Origin of the sequence: Pseudomonas sp. WS 5412 (assembly GCF_012985615.1) — a bacterium.
GTDB lineage: Bacteria > Pseudomonadota > Gammaproteobacteria > Pseudomonadales > Pseudomonadaceae > Aquipseudomonas > Aquipseudomonas shahriarae.
Map to the genome: position 1 here is coordinate 22,110 of NZ_JAARMB010000006.1, position 16,607 is coordinate 38,716.

Sequence of the window (16,607 nt, forward strand, 5' to 3'; positions counted from 1 at the left end):
TCGATCAGAGGATTCGGTGTGCTGACAGGTCGTGGCAGCGATTAACAGTAGAGTCAGGCCTTGCCGTTACAGCTTGACGGCAGAGTCGGGGGGCCGGTGACGCAGGCCACAGGCAAACAGCCCCGGGCTCTTAGCTCGGTCGATAAACGCGCACATTGGCATATCCCTCACTGAGCAAATGGTGGGCATGCAGGCGACTCATCACGCCTTTGTCGCAATACAGCAGGTACTGACGGCTGTTATCCAGTTCCTTGAAACGCGCGTTCAGTGCATAGAACGGCAGCGTTTGCACGTCGATGCCAGCGATTTCCAGTGGCTCATCTTCAGCGGCATCCGGGTGACGGATGTCGATGACGATCTGGCCGGCCAGGGCTTCGCTGACTTCTTCGATCTGCACATCCTGGCCCAATTCATCGATTACCCGATCAATCGGCACCAGTTTGGCGTTCTCGAGCGCTCGCTCCAGAATCGCCATGTCGAATTCTTTCTCTTCATGCTCCACGCGGTAGCGCTTGGCATGGGTCTTGGGGTTCACCGAGATGACCCCGCAGTACTCTGGCATGTGCTTGGCGAAATCAGCGGTGCCGATTTCGTTGGCCAGGTCGATGATGTCTTGCTTGTGGCTGGCGATCAGCGGGCGCAATACCAGCTTGTCGGTCACACAGTCGATCACGGACAGGTTCGGCAGGGTCTGGCTGGAGACCTGGGAAATCGCCTCGCCGGTAACCAGCGCTTCGATTTGCAGGCGGTCGGCGATTTTCGACGCTGCGCGCAACATCATACGCTTCAATACGACGCCCATATGACCGTTATCGACTTTTCCGAGAATTTCTCCCAGGACTTCCTCGAACGGTACGCTGACAAACAGCACGCGCTGGGAGCTGCCGTACTTCTTCCAGATATAGTGCGCGACTTCCATCACGCCCAATTCGTGTGCACGCCCGCCCAGGTTAAAGAAGCAGAAGTGGCTCATCAGGCCGCGGCGCATGATCTGGTAGGCCGCCACTGTAGAGTCGAAACCGCCGGACATCAGTACCAGGGTCTGCTCCAGCGCGCCCAGCGGGTAGCCGCCGATGCTGTTGTGCTGGCTGTGGATCACAAACAACCGTTGGTCGCGAATTTCGATGCGCACTTCGATTTGCGGCTCTTTAAGCGAAATTCCAGCGGCGCCGCACTCGCGACGCAGCTTGCTGCCGACGTATTTCTCGACATCCATGGAGCTGAACGGGTGCTTGCCGGCACGCTTGCAACGCACTGAAAAAATCTTGCCTTCAAGGCTGTTGCCGAAGTGCAGTTTGCATTTTTCAGTGATGTCGTCGAAATCGCCCAGCGGGTACTCGTCGACCTGCAGGAAGTGCGCGATGCCCGGCATGCAGCTCAGGCGCTCGGTCATGTCTTTCAAGGCTTTGGCGTCAGTAATGCGGGTTTCCAGCTCGAGATTGTCCCACACACCGTTCACCACCACAGCCGGGTCCAGGTCACGGAGCACGGCGCGGATATTCTTGGCCAATTGACGGATGAAACGCATCCGTACCGGTCGGCTCTTGATGGTGATTTCGGGGAAGACTTTAACGATTAATTTCATGGAAACAGCGCGCGCAGGGCCAGCCGAAAAAGGGGGGCGCGGATTATAGCGGAAATCGCTCAAGGTTTAACCAGTTAATATACAAACGGCACACAACGCACCAAACAGGTGCATTTACGGGCAATTGCGCTACATTGCAGTGCGCAATTTTTGCCGTTTTTTCGATTTGCACCTTTATAGGGGCGATTTTGAGGCAAAAAACCCATGTCGGGGCACTGGCATGCAATTTGCTCTCTTGTGAGGCAGGTTGCCATGGCGGACTATCCGCGCCGGCATCACCCACATTCTAAGGGCTACTCCACTACCCAAGCCCGAAGCCACCCGGAGGACACTATGTCGAAGTCGGTTCAACTCATCAAAGATCATGACGTTAAATGGATTGATCTGCGCTTCACGGACACAAAAGGCACTCAGCACCACGTGACCATGCCGGCTCGCGATGCGCTGGATGACGCCTTCTTCGAAGAAGGCAAAATGTTCGACGGCTCCTCCATTGCTGGCTGGAAAGGCATCGAAGCCTCCGACATGATCCTGATGCCGGACGACTCCACCGCCGTACTCGATCCGTTCACCGAAGAGCCGACCCTGATCATCGTCTGCGACGTGATCGAGCCTTCGACCATGCAAGGCTACGACCGCGACCCACGTGCGATCGCCAAGCGTGCCGAGGAATACCTGAAGTCCACCGGTATCGGTGACACCGTATTCGTGGGCCCGGAACCAGAATTCTTCATCTTCGACCAAGTGAAGTTCAAGTCCGACATCTCCGGCTCGATGTTCAAGATCTACTCCGAACAAGGTTCGTGGATGTCCGACCAGGACGTGGAAGGCGGCAACCATGGCCACCGTCCAGGCATCAAAGGTGGTTACTTCCCAGTTCCGCCGTTCGACCACGACCACGAAATCCGTACCTCCATGTGCAACGCCATGGAAGACATGGGCCTGGTCATCGAAGTGCACCACCACGAAGTGGCCACTGCCGGCCAGAACGAAATCGGTGTGAAGTTCAACACCCTGGTGGCCAAGGCTGACGAAGTCCAGACCCTGAAGTACTGCGTACACAACACTGCCGTTGCCTACGGCCGTACCGCTACCTTCATGCCTAAGCCACTGTACGGCGATAACGGTTCGGGTATGCACGTTCACCTGTCCATCGCCAAAGATGGCAAGAACACCTTCGCTGGCGAAGGTTATGCCGGCCTGTCCGACACTGCCCTGTACTTCATCGGCGGTATCATCAAGCACGGTAAAGCCCTGAACGGTTTCACCAACCCGTCGACCAACTCCTACAAGCGTCTGGTCCCAGGTTTCGAAGCACCGGTAATGCTGGCCTACTCGGCTCGCAACCGTTCCGCGTCGATCCGTATTCCTTACGTGTCCAGCCCTCGCGCTCGCCGTATCGAAGCACGCTTCCCGGATCCAGCAGCCAACCCATACCTGGGCTTTGCTGCACTGCTGATGGCTGGCCTGGACGGCATCCAGAACAAGATCCACCCAGGCGACGCCGCCGACAAGAACTTGTACGACCTGCCGCCTGAAGAGGCCAAAGAGATCCCACAAGTGTGCGGCAGCCTGAAAGAAGCCCTGGAAGAGCTGGACAAGGGCCGTGCGTTCCTGACCAAAGGCGGCGTGTTCAGCGACGACTTTATCGACGCCTACATCGCCCTGAAAAGCGAAGAAGAAATCAAGGTCCGCACCTTCGTACACCCACTGGAATACGAGCTGTACTACAGCTGCTGATCCGGTAGCGCTGCTTAACGTGGCGTGACAAAAAAGACCTCCTTCGGGAGGTCTTTTTTTTGCCTGAAACAATGACTATCCACCTTTGCAAACCCCATCAGAACTGTGGGAGCTGGCTTGCCTGCGATAGCGGTGTATCTGTCACATCACGACTGACTGAACCACCGCTATCGCAGGCAAGCCAGCTCCTACAGTTTGACTGGGGTTTTTCAGGAAATATTTGATCGCTGAACAGAATGTGGGAATTCGCACTATATTGGTGCGATAGGTTGCACCCTGGCCCACCCATCAACCCATTTTGGGTCGAAATCTCCCGAGAGAGCTGGCCGAGCGCCATAGTTTCGCGCCTAAAGCCCCCATTTCAGGGCTTTTACGCTTCTTTTCGGAGCCTTGGTTTGGTTTTTGCATTTTCCTGGTATCAGCGTGTGCCTCAAGCCCACGCCTTGCTCCAAAAGAGGTCCTAATGACCATCAGCGACGCACTGCACCGCTTGCTACTCGACAACCTGACCACCGCGACCATTCTGCTCAATGACGAACTGCGCCTTGAGTACATGAACCCCGCGGCGGAGATGCTCCTGGCCATCAGCGGTCAGCGCAGCCATGGGCAATTTATCAGCGAGCTGTTCACCGAGTCCGCCGAGGCCTTGAGTTCCTTGCGCCAGGCCGTGGAGCAGGCCCACCCGTTTACCAAGCGTGAAGCGATGCTCACGGCCCTCACCGGCCAGACCCTGACCGTCGACTACGCGGTAACGCCGATCCTGAGCCACGGCGCCACCTTGCTGCTGCTGGAAGTGCATCCCCGGGATCGCCTGCTGCGCATCACCAAGGAAGAAGCCCAGCTGTCCAAGCAGGAAACCAGCAAGATGCTGGTGCGCGGCCTGGCCCATGAGATCAAGAACCCGTTGGGCGGGATTCGCGGCGCCGCACAGTTGCTGGCCCGCGAGCTGCCGGATGAGAACCTCAAGGACTACACCAACGTCATCATCGAAGAAGCCGACCGCCTGCGTAATCTGGTGGACCGCATGCTCGGCTCCAACAAGCTGCCGTCGCTGGCAATGACCAATATCCATGAGGTGCTGGAGCGCGTCTGCCAGTTGGTGGAGGCCGAAAGCCAGGGCTGCATCACCCTGGTGCGCGACTATGACCCGAGCATTCCCGATGTCCTGATCGACCGCGAGCAGATGATCCAGGCGGTGCTCAATATCGTGCGCAACGCCATGCAAGCCATCAGCAGCCAGAACGAGCTGCGCCTGGGGCGCATCAGCCTGCGCACCCGCGCCTTGCGCCAGTTCACCATCGGCCATGTGCGCCATCGCCTGGTAACCAAGGTCGAGATCATCGACAACGGCCCGGGTATCCCGGCCGAACTGCAGGAAACCATTTTCTTCCCAATGGTCAGCGGCCGCCCGGACGGTACCGGGCTGGGCCTGGCCATTACCCAGAACATCATCAGCCAGCACCAGGGCCTGATCGAATGTGAAAGCCATCCCGGCCACACGACCTTTTCGATCTTTCTGCCACTGGAACAAGGAGCCCCATCGACATGAGCCGTAGTGAAACTGTCTGGATCGTCGATGACGACCGTTCCATCCGCTGGGTCCTGGAGAAAGCCTTGCAACAGGAAGGCATGACCACCCAGAGCTTCGACAGCGCCGATGGAGTGATGAGCCGCCTGGCGCGCCAGCAGCCCGACGTGATCATCTCCGATATCCGCATGCCCGGCGCCAGTGGCCTGGACTTGCTGGCGCGGATTCGCGAGCAGCACCCGCGTTTGCCGGTGATCATCATGACCGCGCACTCGGATCTGGACAGCGCTGTCGCGTCCTACCAGGGCGGCGCCTTCGAGTACCTGCCCAAGCCGTTCGATGTCGATGAGGCGGTTGCGCTGGTCAAGCGCGCCAACCAGCACGCCCAGGAACAGCAAGGCCAGGCCGTGGTACCGACCCTGACCCGCACCCCGGAGATCATCGGTGAAGCACCGGCGATGCAGGAAGTGTTTCGCGCCATCGGGCGCCTGAGCCACTCCAACATCACCGTGTTGATCAACGGTGAGTCCGGGACCGGTAAAGAGCTGGTGGCCCATGCCCTGCACCGTCACAGCCCACGGGCGGCCTCGCCGTTCATCGCACTGAACATGGCGGCGATCCCCAAGGACTTGATGGAGTCCGAGCTGTTCGGCCACGAAAAAGGCGCGTTTACCGGCGCGGCCAACCTGCGTCGCGGGCGTTTTGAACAGGCGGACGGCGGCACGCTGTTCCTCGATGAAATCGGCGACATGCCGGCCGACACCCAGACCCGGCTGTTGCGGGTACTGGCCGACGGTGAGTTCTACCGTGTCGGCGGCCATACGCCGGTCAAGGTCGACGTGCGCATCATCGCCGCGACCCACCAGAACCTGGAAACCCTGGTGCACGCCGGTAAGTTTCGCGAGGACTTGTTCCACCGCCTGAACGTGATCCGCATCCATATCCCACGCATGTCGGACCGCCGCGAAGATATCCCGACCCTGGCCCGCCACTTCCTCAGCCGCGCCGCCCAGGAGCTGGCGGTGGAGCCCAAGCTGCTGAAGACGGAGACCGAGGAATACCTGAAGAACCTGCCATGGCCGGGCAACGTGCGCCAACTGGAGAACACTTGCCGCTGGATCACGGTGATGGCGTCCGGGCGCGAAGTGCATATCAGCGACCTGCCACCGGAGCTGTTGAGCCTGCCGCAAGATTCAGCACCGGTGACCAACTGGGAACAGGCCCTGCGCCAATGGGCCGACCAGGCCCTGGCCCGTGGCCAGTCAAGCCTGCTGGACAGCGCCGTGCCGACCTTTGAGCGGATCATGATCGAAACCGCCCTCAAGCACACCGCAGGCCGGCGTCGTGATGCCGCAGTGCTGCTGGGCTGGGGCCGCAATACCTTGACCCGCAAGATCAAGGAATTGGGGATGAAGGTCGATGGTGGGGATGATGATGAGGGCGAAGAGGGCTGAGTACAGCCCTCCAGCACATGAATGACCTAATGTGGGAGCTGGCTTGCCTGCTCCCACATTTGTTTGGTGTGCACCGCTTCAACGCACCATGAACCGGTATCGCGCACAAAACCCAGGCCACTTTTAAATAAGTCCTGAGCCCCGAAAACACCAAAGCCCCGTAATCCGGGGCTTTGCGCTTTATAAAAGAAAACTCTCAGACAATCTCGCCACTCTGGCACGCCCCCTGCAATAACCCTGGTACTACCCAGTTTCGGGGACCTTGGTACAGGCAGGCCGAGAATCCCCTCTTTAATTCGAGCGTCAAACCGTTTTGGGAGCCCTGGTACAGGCAGGCCGGGAACTCCCTCTTTTATTGCTCCAGGAGATGGATCTCCAGTCGCCAGCGGTCATCGACCGCCTTGCCCGACCATTCCCCCCGCAGCGGCCGCGCCGCCACCAGGTTCAGCAGCAAGCCAGCATCGGTCTTGCGCACGCGCCAGTTCACATCCTTGTCATTGACCTTCAATTGCCCCGCCTGGGCCTGGCCCTGGGCGTCGAACAGCAGCGCCACGGTGCCGTCGATATGCTCGCCATGCAGCTTCGGCTCGCTGTTGAACCACACCACCAGGCCATCTGCGGCGGGCTCGACCTGCAGCAAGGCAGTCGGGTCCGGGGTGGTCAGGCGACCGATCATCAAACCCACCATCAGGCCGACAATCGCCAGCGAGCCCAGGACGCGAGGCAATAGCTTCGGCCTGGGGTCGTCTTCAGGGGTAGAATGCGCTGCATCTTTATCTTCGGAGCCGTGCATGTTTCACGTCATCCTTTTTCAACCAGAAATTCCGCCGAATACCGGCAACGTTATCAGGCTGTGCGCCAACAGTGGCTGCCACCTGCATTTGATCGAGCCGCTGGGCTTCGAGATGGACGACAAGCGCCTGCGCCGCGCGGGCCTGGACTATCACGAGTACGCCACCCTGCAGCGCCACGCCGACCTCGCCAGTTGCCTGGAGAGCCTGGGCCAGCCGCGCCTGTTTGCGTTCACCACCAAGGGCTCGCGGCCGTTTCATGATGCCAGCTTTGCCGAAGGGGACGCCTTCCTGTTCGGCCCAGAGAGCCGTGGCCTGCCGGCAGACGTACTCGACGCCCTGCCCGACGGCCAGCGCCTGCGCCTGCCGATGCGCGAAGGCTGCCGCAGCCTGAACCTGTCCAACACCGTGGCCGTCGCCGTCTATGAAGGCTGGCGCCAGCTCGGGTTCAAATAACCCCCAAAACCAAATGTGGGAGCGGGCGTGTGTGGGAGCCGGGCTTGCCCGCGATGCAGGCACCTCGGTGTGTCAGTGACACAGAGGTGATGCTATCGCTGGCAAGCCAGCCCCCACACACGCCCGCTCCCACATTTAGAGCAGCGTCGGGTTCAGCTTACTGAACCGTCGGTGCGCCTTCCTGTTGCATGCGCTGCAGCTCTTGCGCATACAGGGCATCGAAGTTCACCGGGGCCAGCATCAGGGCCGGGAACGAGCCACGGGTGACCAGGCTGTCCAGGGTCTCGCGGGCATACGGGAACAGGATGTTCGGGCAGAACGCGCCCAGGGTGTGGCTCATGGACGCATCGTCCAGGCCCTGGATCAGGAAGATACCGGCCTGCTGGACTTCAGCGATGAATGCCACTTCTTCACCGTTCTTCACGGTGACCGACAGGGTCAGTACCACTTCGTGGAAGTCGCCTTCGAGCTGCTTCTGACGGGTGTTCAGGTCCAGGCCGACGCTTGGGGTCCATTCCTGACGGAAGATCGCCGGGCTTTTCGGCGCTTCGAACGACAGGTCACGCACGTAGATACGCTGCAGGGAAAATTGTGGGCCTTGAGCCTCTTCTGCTGCCGCTTCGATGTTCGGTTGGTCAGTCATCTCGCAGATCCTTCTTGATCTTGGGGTCTTTTAGGTTTTTGGAGTCAGACGTGAAGCAGCGCGTCGAGTTTACCGGCGCGCTCCAGGGCGAACAGGTCGTCGCATCCACCGATATGCTGGGTACCGATCCAGATTTGCGGCACAGAGGTGCGCCCCGCCTTCTGGGCCATCTCGGCACGCACCGCAGGCTTGCCATCGACCTTGATCTCTTCGAAGGCAACCTTTTTGCTCTGGAGCAACTGCTTGGCTCGCATGCAATAGGGGCAATAATCGCTGGAATAAACGACAACCTGGCTCATATCACTTCACCAACGGCAGGTTATCGGCGCGCCAGCTGGAGATACCACCCGACAGCTTGGCGGCGGTGAAGCCGCTTTTCATCATTTCGCGGGCATGGCCACCGGAGTGCTGGCCTTGGGCGTCGACCAGGATAATGGTCTTGGCCTTGTGCTTTTCCAGCTCGGCGATGCGGGCGATCAGCTTGTCCTGGGGAATATTCAGCGCGCCGACGATATGACCGGCGGCAAAGTCCTTGGCCGGGCGGATGTCGACGACAACGGCCTGGTCCTTGTTGACCAGCGCGGTCAGCTCGGCGGTGCTGAGGCTACGGCCGCCACGGCTCACTTCATGAGCAATCAGCAGCGCCAGCAGTACGACGAAGGCACCGACCAGCAGATAGTGAGAGGTAGCAAATGCAATCAGGTGATCAACCATCAAGGAGGTTCCAGGGCGTTAAAATGGCGGTAAGTATACACAGCCGCCATGGGGGGCCAACCCCCGTAAAGCGGTGACGGCATCGGAACTTCGCTTTAAACTGCCACTCCCTTTTCAATCGCCTTCCTTTAATAACGCCGCGAGAGGATCTATGACTACCACGCCTAAACCTTTGGTCCTGATGATTCTCGATGGCTTCGGTCACAGTGAAAACCCCCACGACAACGCCGTATTCGCGGCGAACAAGCCGGTACTGGACCGCCTGTGCGCCAGCGTACCCAATGGCCTGATCTCCGGATCGGGCATGGACGTCGGCCTGCCGGACGGCCAGATGGGCAACTCCGAAGTCGGCCATATGAACCTGGGCGCCGGACGAGTGGTATATCAGGACTTCACCCGTGTGACCAAAGCCATCCGCGATGGCGAGTTCTTCGAGAACCCGACCATCTGCGCCGCGGTGGATAAAGCCGTTGCCGCCGGCAAGGCCGTGCACTTCATGGGCCTGCTGTCCGACGGTGGCGTACACAGCCACCAGGATCATCTGGTGGCCATGGCCGAACTGGCCTTTAAGCGCGGTGCCGAGAAGATCTACCTGCACGCCTTCCTCGATGGCCGCGATACCCCGCCCAAAAGCGCGCAATCGTCCATCGAACTGCTGGACGCGACCTTCGCCGCCCTCGGCAAGGGCCGTATCGCCAGCCTGGTCGGCCGCTACTTCGCCATGGACCGCGACAACCGCTGGGACCGCGTGTCCCAGGCCTACAACCTGATCGTCGACGGCAACGCCGAATTCAACGCTGCTACCGCCCAGCAAGGCCTGGAAGCCGCCTACGCCCGTGGCGAGAGCGATGAGTTCGTCAAGGCCACCACCATCGGCGAGCCGGTGAAGGTCGAAGATGGCGACGCCGTGGTGTTCATGAACTTCCGCGCCGACCGTGCCCGCGAGTTGAGCCATGTGTTCGTCGATGAGGGTTTCAAAGACTTCGAGCGCGCGCGCCGCCCGCAGGTCGAATTCGTGATGCTCACCCAATACGCCGCCAACATCCCGGCCCCGTCGGCCTTCGCCCCGGGCAGCCTGGAAAACGTGCTGGGTGATTACCTGGCGAAGAACGGCAAGACCCAGCTGCGCATCGCTGAGACCGAGAAATACGCCCACGTCACGTTCTTTTTCTCCGGTGGCCGCGAAGAACCGTTCCCCGGCGAAGAGCGCATCCTGATCCCGTCGCCGAAAGTCGCCACCTACGACCTGCAGCCGGAAATGAGCGCGCCGCAAGTTACCGATAAAATTGTCGACGCCATCGAACACCAGCGTTATGACGTGATCGTGGTCAACTACGCCAACGGCGACATGGTCGGCCACAGCGGCAACCTGCAAGCGGCAATCAAGGCTGTGGAATGCCTGGACCTGTGCGTAGGCCGGATCGTCGAGGCCCTGGAGAAGGTCGGCGGCGAAGCGCTGATCACCGCTGACCACGGCAACTGCGAGCAGATGTCCGACGAATCCACCGGCCAGGCCCACACAGCCCACACCACCGAGCCAGTGCCGTTCATTTATGTCGGCAAACGCGACTTCAAGGTGCGCGAAGGCGGCGTGCTGGCGGACGTGGCACCAACCATGCTCATGCTGATGGGCCTGGAGAAACCTGCCGAGATGACCGGCACCTCGATTCTGGTCTGATTTTAAAACCCACCACCAAACAATGTGGGAGCGGGCTTGCCCGCGATAGCGACGGATCAGCCGACATTGCTATGGCTGACACAGCGCAATCGCGGGCAAGCCCGCTCCCACATGGGTAAGTGGCGTTTTTGAAGGTGGCTTTTAGCCACACCCCCGCCACTCGGCACCTAACTTGCCCGCCAGCCTGAATTGGGCGTTTTTTTTGCAGCGTGGGGCGGGCATACTAGGCCGTCCCTTTCCCTGGTGTCGCCCGCCTCTATGCTTCGCGCCTTGATTACCCTTGCTCTTGTCTGCGTGCTCCAACCGGCCTTGGCCGACGAACGTGCGCAAACCCAACAACAGTTGGACGCTACGCGTCAGGACATTACCGAGCTGAAAAAGCTGCTCGGCAAGCTCCAGGAAGAAAAATCCGGGGTGCAGAAAGACCTGCGCGGCACGGAAACCGAAATGGGCAAGCTGGAGAAGCAGGTCCAGGAGCTGCAAAAAGAATTAAAGAAGAGCGAGTCGGAACTGGAGCGACTCGACGGTGAGAAAAAAAAACTCCAGAGCGCGCGCGTTGAACAGCAACGCCTGATCGCGATCCAGGCCCGTGCCGCCTACCAGAACGGCCGCCAGGAATACCTCAAGCTGCTGCTCAACCAGCAGAACCCGGAAAAATTCGCCCGCACCCTGACCTACTACGACTACCTGAGCACCGCGCGCCTGGAGCAACTCAAGAGTTTCAACGAGACCCTGCGCCAGTTGGCCAACGTCGAGCAGGAAATCGCTGACCAGCAAAGCCAACTGCTGGCCCAGAAGAGCAGCCTGGACACCCAGCGCGACGAACTGGACAAAGTGCGCAAGGAGCGCCAGCAGGCCCTGGCCAAGCTCAACAGCGACGTAAAAGCCCGTGATGCCAAGTTGCAGGCGCGTCAGCAGGACCAGGCCGACCTGGCCAAAGTACTCAAAACCATCGAGGAAACCCTGGCACGCCAGGCCCGCGAGGCCGAAGAAGCGCGGCAGAAAGCGCTGATCGCCCAGCAGGAAGCAGAAAAAAAGCGCCAGCGTGAAGCCGAGGCGCTCGCCAGCGACGCCCCGCGTAAACCGGCGCGTGCAGCACCCGGCCCGCTGGTTTCCAGTGCCGGCGAATCGTTTGGCGGGCCTTTTGCTACTGCCCGAGGCAAACTTCCATGGCCAGTTGATGGTCGACTACTGGCACGCTTTGGTGAAACACGTGGCGATGACACCCGTACCAAGTGGGACGGCGTGATGATCAGCGCCTCTGCGGGCAGCCAGGTGCACGCCGTCCACGGCGGGCGCGTGGTGTTCGCCGATTGGCTGCGCGGCGCCGGGTTGCTGGTGATTCTTGACCACGGCAATGGCTATTTGAGCCTGTACGGCCACAATCAGACGTTACTCAAGGCCGCAGGTGATGTTGTAAAAGCCGGTGAATCCATCTCCACTGTCGGTAACAGTGGTGGCCAGGACACCCCGGCGCTGTACTTTGCTATTCGTCAGCAGGGCCGCCCGAGCGACCCTGCACAATGGTGTCGCGCCCAAGGATAGGCCGCACCTACATTAGGAGTTCGTTCGACATGCTGCATTTGTCCCGCCTCACTTCGCTGGCCCTGACGATCGCCCTGGTGATCGGCGCGCCTATGGCATTCGCCGACCAGACCGCACCGTCTGCCATGGCCGCGACCACCAAGGCACCGCTGCCGCTGGACGAATTGCGCACCTTTGCCGAGGTCATGGACCGGATCAAGGCCGCCTATGTCGAACCCGTGGACGACAAGACCCTGCTGGAAAACGCCATCAAAGGCATGCTCAGCAACCTCGACCCGCATTCTGCCTACCTGGGCCCGGAAGATTTCGCCGAGCTGCAGGAAAGCACCAGCGGCGAATTCGGCGGCCTGGGCATCGAAGTCGGCGCCGAGGACGGCATCATCAAGGTGGTGTCGCCAATCGACGACACCCCGGCGTCCAAGGCCGGCATCCAGGCCGGCGACCTGATCGTCAAGATCAACGGCCAGCCGACCCGTGGCCAGACCATGACCGAAGCCGTCGACAAGATGCGCGGCAAGGTCGGCCAGAAAATCACCCTGACCCTGGTGCGCGACGGCGGCAGCCCGTTTGACGTGACCCTGACCCGCGCCACCATCGTGGTCAAGAGCGTGAAGAGCCAGTTGCTGGAGTCGGGCTACGGCTACATCCGCATCACCCAGTTCCAGGTCAAGACCGGCGACGAAGTGGCCAAGGCCCTGGCCAAGCTGCGCAAGGACAACGGCAAGAAGCTCAACGGCATCGTCCTGGACCTGCGCAACAACCCCGGCGGCGTGCTGCAATCGGCGGTGGAAGTGGTCGACCACTTCATCACCAAAGGCTTGATCGTGTACACCAAGGGCCGCATTGCCAACTCCGAGCTGCGCTTCTCGGCCACTGGCAAGGACCTCAGCGAAAACGTCCCCCTGGCCGTGCTGATCAACGGCGGCAGCGCCTCGGCCTCGGAAATCGTCGCCGGCGCCCTGCAAGACCAGAAACGCGGCGTACTGATGGGCACCACCAGCTTCGGCAAGGGCTCGGTGCAAACCGTGCTGCCGCTGAACAACGAGCGGGCGCTGAAGATCACCACGGCGTTGTACTACACGCCTAATGGTCGCTCGATCCAGGCCCAGGGCATCGTGCCGGATATCGAGGTGCGTCGGGCCAAGATCACCAACGAAAGCGACAACGAGTACTTCAAGGAAGCCGACCTGCAAGGTCACCTGGGCAATGGCAACGGCGGCGCCGACCAGCCAACCGGCAGCGGCCCGAAAGCCAAGCCGATGCCACAGGACGACGATTACCAACTGGCCCAGGCGCTGAGCCTGCTCAAGGGCTTGAGCATTACGCGCAGCCGTTGATATGCGTTTTGCGCTAATCCTTGCAATGTTGTGCAGCCTGGCCGGAGTCGCCCAAGCGACGCCGGCCGACAAGCCCCACAAAGCCTACCTCACGCTTATCATCGACGACCTTGGGCAAAACCTGCCCAGGGATCGTCGTGTGCTGGCCCTGCCCGGCCCGGTGACGGCGGCAATCATGCCCGACACGCCCCACGCTGCTGAAGTCGCCCGCGAAGCCCACCGCGCCGGCAAGATCGTGATTCTGCACATGCCCATGGACCCGGCCACCGGCCCCTTCGCCTGGCACCCCGAGCTGCCCATCGAAGAACTGGGCAAGCGCCTGGATGCAGCGTTCAAGGCCGTGCCCTACACCGCCGGCATCAACAACCACATGGGCAGCCGCATGACGGCCGAGCCTGGCGCCATGGCGTGGTTGATGGGCGAGCTGCAGCGTCGGCACAAGTTTTTCGTCGACAGCCGTACCAGCGCCAAGACCGTGGCGGCCGCCGAGGCTCAGAAAATCAACCTGGCCCACGTCTCACGGGATGTATTTCTGGATGACGAGCGTACCGAAGCGGCCATCGCCACGCAGTTGCAGACGGCTATCAAGCTGGCCCACAAACAGGGCTCGGCGGTGATGATCGGCCATCCTTATCCACAGACCCTGGCGGTGCTGGAGCGCGAACTGCCCAAGCTCAAGGCCCAGGGTATCGAGTGGATTGATATCAAGCTGATGATCAGTGTGCGCAGCAATCGAGCGATGGCTGGGCACGGCAAGGATGGGGTTTACCGCTGAAACCTACAGATAGCGCGCCATGATCTGATCCACCACACCTTCCTTGCGTAGCTGGTCCAGCGCCGCCTGCAGCTTGGCCACCACCTCATCCGGCACCTCCTTGTTCAGCGCCAGGTACAACTGGGCGCTATTGAAGCGCAGCACCGTCTTGAGCCCGGAAACCCCCACCTGGCGCGCCAGATAGCGCCCGGCCGGGTCGCCGGTGGCCCAGAGGTCAATCTGCCCCTCCATCAGCTTTTGCGCATTGTCCTGATCGCGCAGCACGATGATCGGCTTGAGCCCGCGCTTTTCCAGGGTCTGGGCAATGGCATCGCCTTTGTAGGCACCAATCTTGTAGCTACGGGCGTGCTCAAGGTCGGTCAGCTGGATCTTGCTGTCAGCCTTGGCCAGCAGCACCCAGTCATCCGGGCCGATGGGGCCGACCCACTTGAACAGCGCTTCGCGGTCCGGCAGGCGCGCCATGACAAACACGCCGTAGCCTGGCTTTTCCAGGGCGAGTTTATAGATCCGCTCCCAAGGGAAGCGCAGCGTGAGGTTGTAGGAAATGCCAGCCTGCTTGAAAGTCTCGCGGACAATGTCCACCGCGATGCCTTCAATGTTCTCGTCCTTGGCGAAGTTCTTGCCGTTTTTCGCCATGTTGTAGGGCGGAAAGTTTTCCGTCAGCAGCACCAGAGAAGTGCCAGACGGCTCAGCGGCATTGGCCGAGCCCGCCAACAGAATGGAAGAACTGGCGAGGGCAAGCAGCAGGTCTTTGAGCATGTAGGGGTACCGGAATCCATGGCAGGCCCCAGAGTGCCGCGAGCCTGTCATGGTGTCCAGTGACGTTTAGCGGACGACGATTCCGCGTGCTGCCATGTAGGCCTTTGCCTCAGGCACGGTGTATTCGCCAAAGTGGAAAATACTCGCCGCCAGCACCGCGCTGGCGTGGCCTTCGATAACGCCGTCGGCCAGGTGTTGCAGGTTGCCCACACCACCGGACGCAATCACTGGAATGCCCAGTGCGTCACTGATGGCACGGGTCACGCCCAGGTCAAAGCCGTTTTTCATGCCGTCCTGGTCCATGCTGGTCAGCAGGATTTCACCGGCGCCCAGGCCTTCCATCTTCATCGCCCACTCCACCGCATCCAGGCCGGTCGGCTTGCGCCCGCCGTGGGTGAAGATCTCCCAGCGCGGGGTTTCACCCGGGCCGGAGACTTTCTTGGCGTCGATGGCGACGACGATGCATTGCGAACCGAAGTGCTGCGCCGCTTCGCCGACAAACTCCGGGTTGAACACCGCGGCCGTGTTGATCGAGACCTTGTCCGCACCCGCGTTAAGCAGGTTACGAATATCCTGCACGGTGCGTACGCCACCGCCCACGGTCAGCGGGATAAACACCTGGCTGGCCATGCGCTCGACGGTATGCAGCGTGGTATCGCGGCCGTCGACGCTGGCGGTGATGTCGAGAAAGGTAATCTCGTCGGCACCCTGCTCGTCGTAGCGACGGGCGATTTCCACCGGGTCGCCGGCGTCACGGATGTTCTCGAACTTGACGCCCTTGACCACCCGACCGTTGTCGACGTCCAGGCAAGGGATGATGCGTTTGGCCAGCGCCATGGTCAGTCCTCAGCCTTTGTAGGCATCGCAGTAAGCCTGGGCTTCGGCGACGTCCAGGGTGCCTTCGTAGATCGCCCGGCCGGTGATGGCGCCGATGATCCCCGGCGCCTTGGCGTCCAGCAGCGACTTGATATCGCCCAGGTTGTGGATACCGCCGGAAGCAATCACCGGGATCTTGGTGGCGGCCGCCAGCGCAGCGGTAAACGGTACGTTGCAGCCCTGCATCATGCCGTCTTTGGCGATGTCGGTATAAACGATGGCGGACACACCGTCGGCCTCGAACTGCTTGGCCAGGTCGATCACCTGCACGGTGCTGATTTGCGCCCAGCCGTCTGTAGCGACGAAACCATCCTTGGCGTCCAGGCCCACGATGACCTTGCCCGGAAACGCGCGGCAGGCTTCGGCGACGAAGGCCGGGTCTTTCACCGCCTTGGTGCCGATGATCACGTAGCTCACGCCTGCCTTGACGTAGTGCTCGATGGTTTCCAGGGAGCGGATACCGCCACCGATCTGGATCGGCAGGTTCGGGTAGCGCTTGGCGATGGCCGTCACCACTTCGCCATTGACCGGCTGGCCTTCAAAGGCGCCGTTCAAGTCCACCAGATGCAGGCGACGGCAGCCGCCCTCCACCCACTTGGCAGCCATGCTCACCGGGTCATCGGAAAACACCGTGGAATCTTCCATGCGGCCCTGGCGCAGACGTACACAAGCGCCGTCCTTGAGATCGATAGCGGGAATAATCAGCATCTGGCAAACCTTATTCGA

Annotated in this window: 16 protein-coding genes; 8 read left to right on the forward strand and 8 right to left on the reverse strand. The window is 60.8% G+C overall.

The window, feature by feature from the left end; genetic code table 11:
- Positions 1-130: 130 nt before the first annotated feature.
- Positions 131-1,585 carry a tRNA uracil 4-sulfurtransferase ThiI gene (thiI, locus tag HBR94_RS10115; RefSeq protein WP_057437149.1) on the reverse strand — a complete coding sequence of 485 codons (1,455 nt, stop codon included), beginning with the start codon at positions 1,583-1,585 and terminating at the stop codon, positions 131-133.
- A gap of 333 nt (positions 1,586-1,918) precedes the next feature.
- Here thiI and glnA point away from each other — a divergent pair, with 333 nt between their 5' ends.
- From glnA to ntrC, 3 genes are all read left to right on the forward strand, one after another.
- Entirely contained in the window at positions 1,919-3,325 is a 1,407-nt protein-coding gene (glnA, locus tag HBR94_RS10120) for a glutamate--ammonia ligase (RefSeq protein ID WP_057958042.1), read from the forward strand.
- A 463-nt stretch (positions 3,326-3,788) separates the two neighbouring features.
- Positions 3,789-4,874 carry a nitrogen regulation protein NR(II) gene (gene glnL / locus HBR94_RS10125; protein ID WP_057437145.1) on the forward strand — a complete coding sequence of 362 codons (1,086 nt, stop codon included), beginning with the start codon at positions 3,789-3,791 and terminating at the stop codon, positions 4,872-4,874.
- On the forward strand, positions 4,871-6,307 hold the full coding sequence (ntrC, locus tag HBR94_RS10130) for a nitrogen regulation protein NR(I) (RefSeq protein ID WP_057958041.1): 1,437 nt from the start codon (positions 4,871-4,873) through the stop codon (positions 6,305-6,307). The genes glnL and ntrC overlap by 4 nt, the downstream gene beginning before the upstream one ends.
- Before the next feature lie 352 nt (positions 6,308-6,659).
- Here the strand turns inward: ntrC and HBR94_RS10135 are convergent, their stop codons facing one another.
- Positions 6,660-7,100 carry a hypothetical protein gene (locus HBR94_RS10135; protein WP_057958040.1) on the reverse strand — a complete coding sequence of 147 codons (441 nt, stop codon included), beginning with the start codon at positions 7,098-7,100 and terminating at the stop codon, positions 6,660-6,662.
- Here HBR94_RS10135 and HBR94_RS10140 point away from each other — a divergent pair.
- Positions 7,099-7,554 carry a tRNA (cytidine(34)-2'-O)-methyltransferase gene (locus HBR94_RS10140; RefSeq protein ID WP_057437141.1) on the forward strand — a complete coding sequence of 152 codons (456 nt, stop codon included), beginning with the start codon at positions 7,099-7,101 and terminating at the stop codon, positions 7,552-7,554. The genes HBR94_RS10135 and HBR94_RS10140 overlap by 2 nt on opposite strands.
- Positions 7,555-7,711: 157 nt before the next feature.
- Here HBR94_RS10140 and secB read toward each other — a convergent pair whose 3' ends face one another.
- The 3 genes from secB to HBR94_RS10155 are packed head-to-tail and all read right to left on the reverse strand — an operon-like array spanning position 7,712 to position 8,911.
- Positions 7,712-8,197 carry a protein-export chaperone SecB gene (gene secB, locus HBR94_RS10145; protein WP_057437139.1) on the reverse strand — a complete coding sequence of 162 codons (486 nt, stop codon included), beginning with the start codon at positions 8,195-8,197 and terminating at the stop codon, positions 7,712-7,714.
- A 44-nt stretch (positions 8,198-8,241) separates the two neighbouring features.
- The gene (grxC, locus tag HBR94_RS10150) at positions 8,242-8,496 is read right to left on the reverse strand and encodes a glutaredoxin 3 (protein ID WP_115127178.1); all 255 of its coding nucleotides are present in this window, start codon (positions 8,494-8,496) and stop codon (positions 8,242-8,244) included.
- Between the two features lies 1 nt (position 8,497).
- Positions 8,498-8,911, reverse strand: coding sequence for a rhodanese-like domain-containing protein (locus HBR94_RS10155; protein WP_029295907.1), 414 nt, complete (start codon positions 8,909-8,911; stop codon positions 8,498-8,500).
- Between the two features lie 151 nt (positions 8,912-9,062).
- On the opposite strand from HBR94_RS10155, the gene gpmI reads away from it, so the two are divergent.
- From gpmI to HBR94_RS10175, 4 genes are all read left to right on the forward strand, one after another.
- Positions 9,063-10,589, forward strand: a complete 1,527-nt coding sequence (gene gpmI, locus HBR94_RS10160) for a 2,3-bisphosphoglycerate-independent phosphoglycerate mutase (protein ID WP_057958038.1) — start codon at positions 9,063-9,065, stop codon at positions 10,587-10,589.
- Between the two features lie 258 nt (positions 10,590-10,847).
- The gene (locus HBR94_RS10165; protein WP_169989249.1) at positions 10,848-12,134 is read left to right on the forward strand and encodes a murein hydrolase activator EnvC; all 1,287 of its coding nucleotides are present in this window, start codon (positions 10,848-10,850) and stop codon (positions 12,132-12,134) included.
- 29 nt (positions 12,135-12,163) lie between these two features.
- Positions 12,164-13,471, forward strand: a complete 1,308-nt coding sequence (locus HBR94_RS10170) for a S41 family peptidase (RefSeq protein ID WP_057958036.1) — start codon at positions 12,164-12,166, stop codon at positions 13,469-13,471.
- 1 nt (position 13,472) lies between these two features.
- Entirely contained in the window at positions 13,473-14,246 is a 774-nt protein-coding gene (locus HBR94_RS10175; RefSeq protein WP_057958035.1) for a divergent polysaccharide deacetylase family protein, read from the forward strand.
- 3 nt (positions 14,247-14,249) lie between these two features.
- Here HBR94_RS10175 and HBR94_RS10180 read toward each other — a convergent pair whose 3' ends face one another.
- The 3 genes from HBR94_RS10180 to hisA all read right to left on the reverse strand — a co-directional run bounded on the left by HBR94_RS10180 (position 14,250) and on the right by hisA (position 16,589).
- Complete coding sequence (locus tag HBR94_RS10180) at positions 14,250-15,005, reverse strand: ABC transporter substrate-binding protein (RefSeq protein WP_057444609.1); 756 nt, start codon at positions 15,003-15,005, stop codon at positions 14,250-14,252.
- A 66-nt stretch (positions 15,006-15,071) separates the two neighbouring features.
- Positions 15,072-15,842, reverse strand: a complete 771-nt coding sequence (gene hisF / locus HBR94_RS10185; RefSeq protein ID WP_003171107.1) for an imidazole glycerol phosphate synthase subunit HisF — start codon at positions 15,840-15,842, stop codon at positions 15,072-15,074.
- Positions 15,843-15,851: 9 nt separating this feature from the next.
- On the reverse strand, positions 15,852-16,589 hold the full coding sequence (gene hisA, locus HBR94_RS10190) for a 1-(5-phosphoribosyl)-5-[(5-phosphoribosylamino)methylideneamino]imidazole-4-carboxamide isomerase (protein WP_038445290.1): 738 nt from the start codon (positions 16,587-16,589) through the stop codon (positions 15,852-15,854).
- Between the last annotated feature and the right edge of the window lie 18 nt (positions 16,590-16,607).

Bases quoted from the DNA above. Each gene is read 5' to 3' on its own strand.
- thiI (WP_057437149.1), bottom strand. From the start codon at position 1,585: ATGAAATTAATCGTTAAAGTCTTCCCCGAAATCACCATCAAGAGCCGA.
- glnA (WP_057958042.1), top strand. From the start codon at position 1,919: ATGTCGAAGTCGGTTCAACTCATCAAAGATCATGACGTTAAATGGATT.
- glnL (WP_057437145.1), top strand. From the start codon at position 3,789: ATGACCATCAGCGACGCACTGCACCGCTTGCTACTCGACAACCTGACC.
- ntrC (WP_057958041.1), top strand. From the start codon at position 4,871: ATGAGCCGTAGTGAAACTGTCTGGATCGTCGATGACGACCGTTCCATC.
- HBR94_RS10140 (WP_057437141.1), top strand. From the start codon at position 7,099: ATGTTTCACGTCATCCTTTTTCAACCAGAAATTCCGCCGAATACCGGC.
- HBR94_RS10135 (WP_057958040.1), bottom strand. From the start codon at position 7,100: ATGCACGGCTCCGAAGATAAAGATGCAGCGCATTCTACCCCTGAAGAC.
- secB (WP_057437139.1), bottom strand. From the start codon at position 8,197: ATGACTGACCAACCGAACATCGAAGCGGCAGCAGAAGAGGCTCAAGGC.
- grxC (WP_115127178.1), bottom strand. From the start codon at position 8,496: ATGAGCCAGGTTGTCGTTTATTCCAGCGATTATTGCCCCTATTGCATG.
- HBR94_RS10155 (WP_029295907.1), bottom strand. From the start codon at position 8,911: ATGGTTGATCACCTGATTGCATTTGCTACCTCTCACTATCTGCTGGTC.
- gpmI (WP_057958038.1), top strand. From the start codon at position 9,063: ATGACTACCACGCCTAAACCTTTGGTCCTGATGATTCTCGATGGCTTC.
- HBR94_RS10165 (WP_169989249.1), top strand. From the start codon at position 10,848: ATGCTTCGCGCCTTGATTACCCTTGCTCTTGTCTGCGTGCTCCAACCG.
- HBR94_RS10170 (WP_057958036.1), top strand. From the start codon at position 12,164: ATGCTGCATTTGTCCCGCCTCACTTCGCTGGCCCTGACGATCGCCCTG.
- HBR94_RS10175 (WP_057958035.1), top strand. From the start codon at position 13,473: ATGCGTTTTGCGCTAATCCTTGCAATGTTGTGCAGCCTGGCCGGAGTC.
- HBR94_RS10180 (WP_057444609.1), bottom strand. From the start codon at position 15,005: ATGCTCAAAGACCTGCTGCTTGCCCTCGCCAGTTCTTCCATTCTGTTG.
- hisF (WP_003171107.1), bottom strand. From the start codon at position 15,842: ATGGCGCTGGCCAAACGCATCATCCCTTGCCTGGACGTCGACAACGGT.
- hisA (WP_038445290.1), bottom strand. From the start codon at position 16,589: ATGCTGATTATTCCCGCTATCGATCTCAAGGACGGCGCTTGTGTACGT.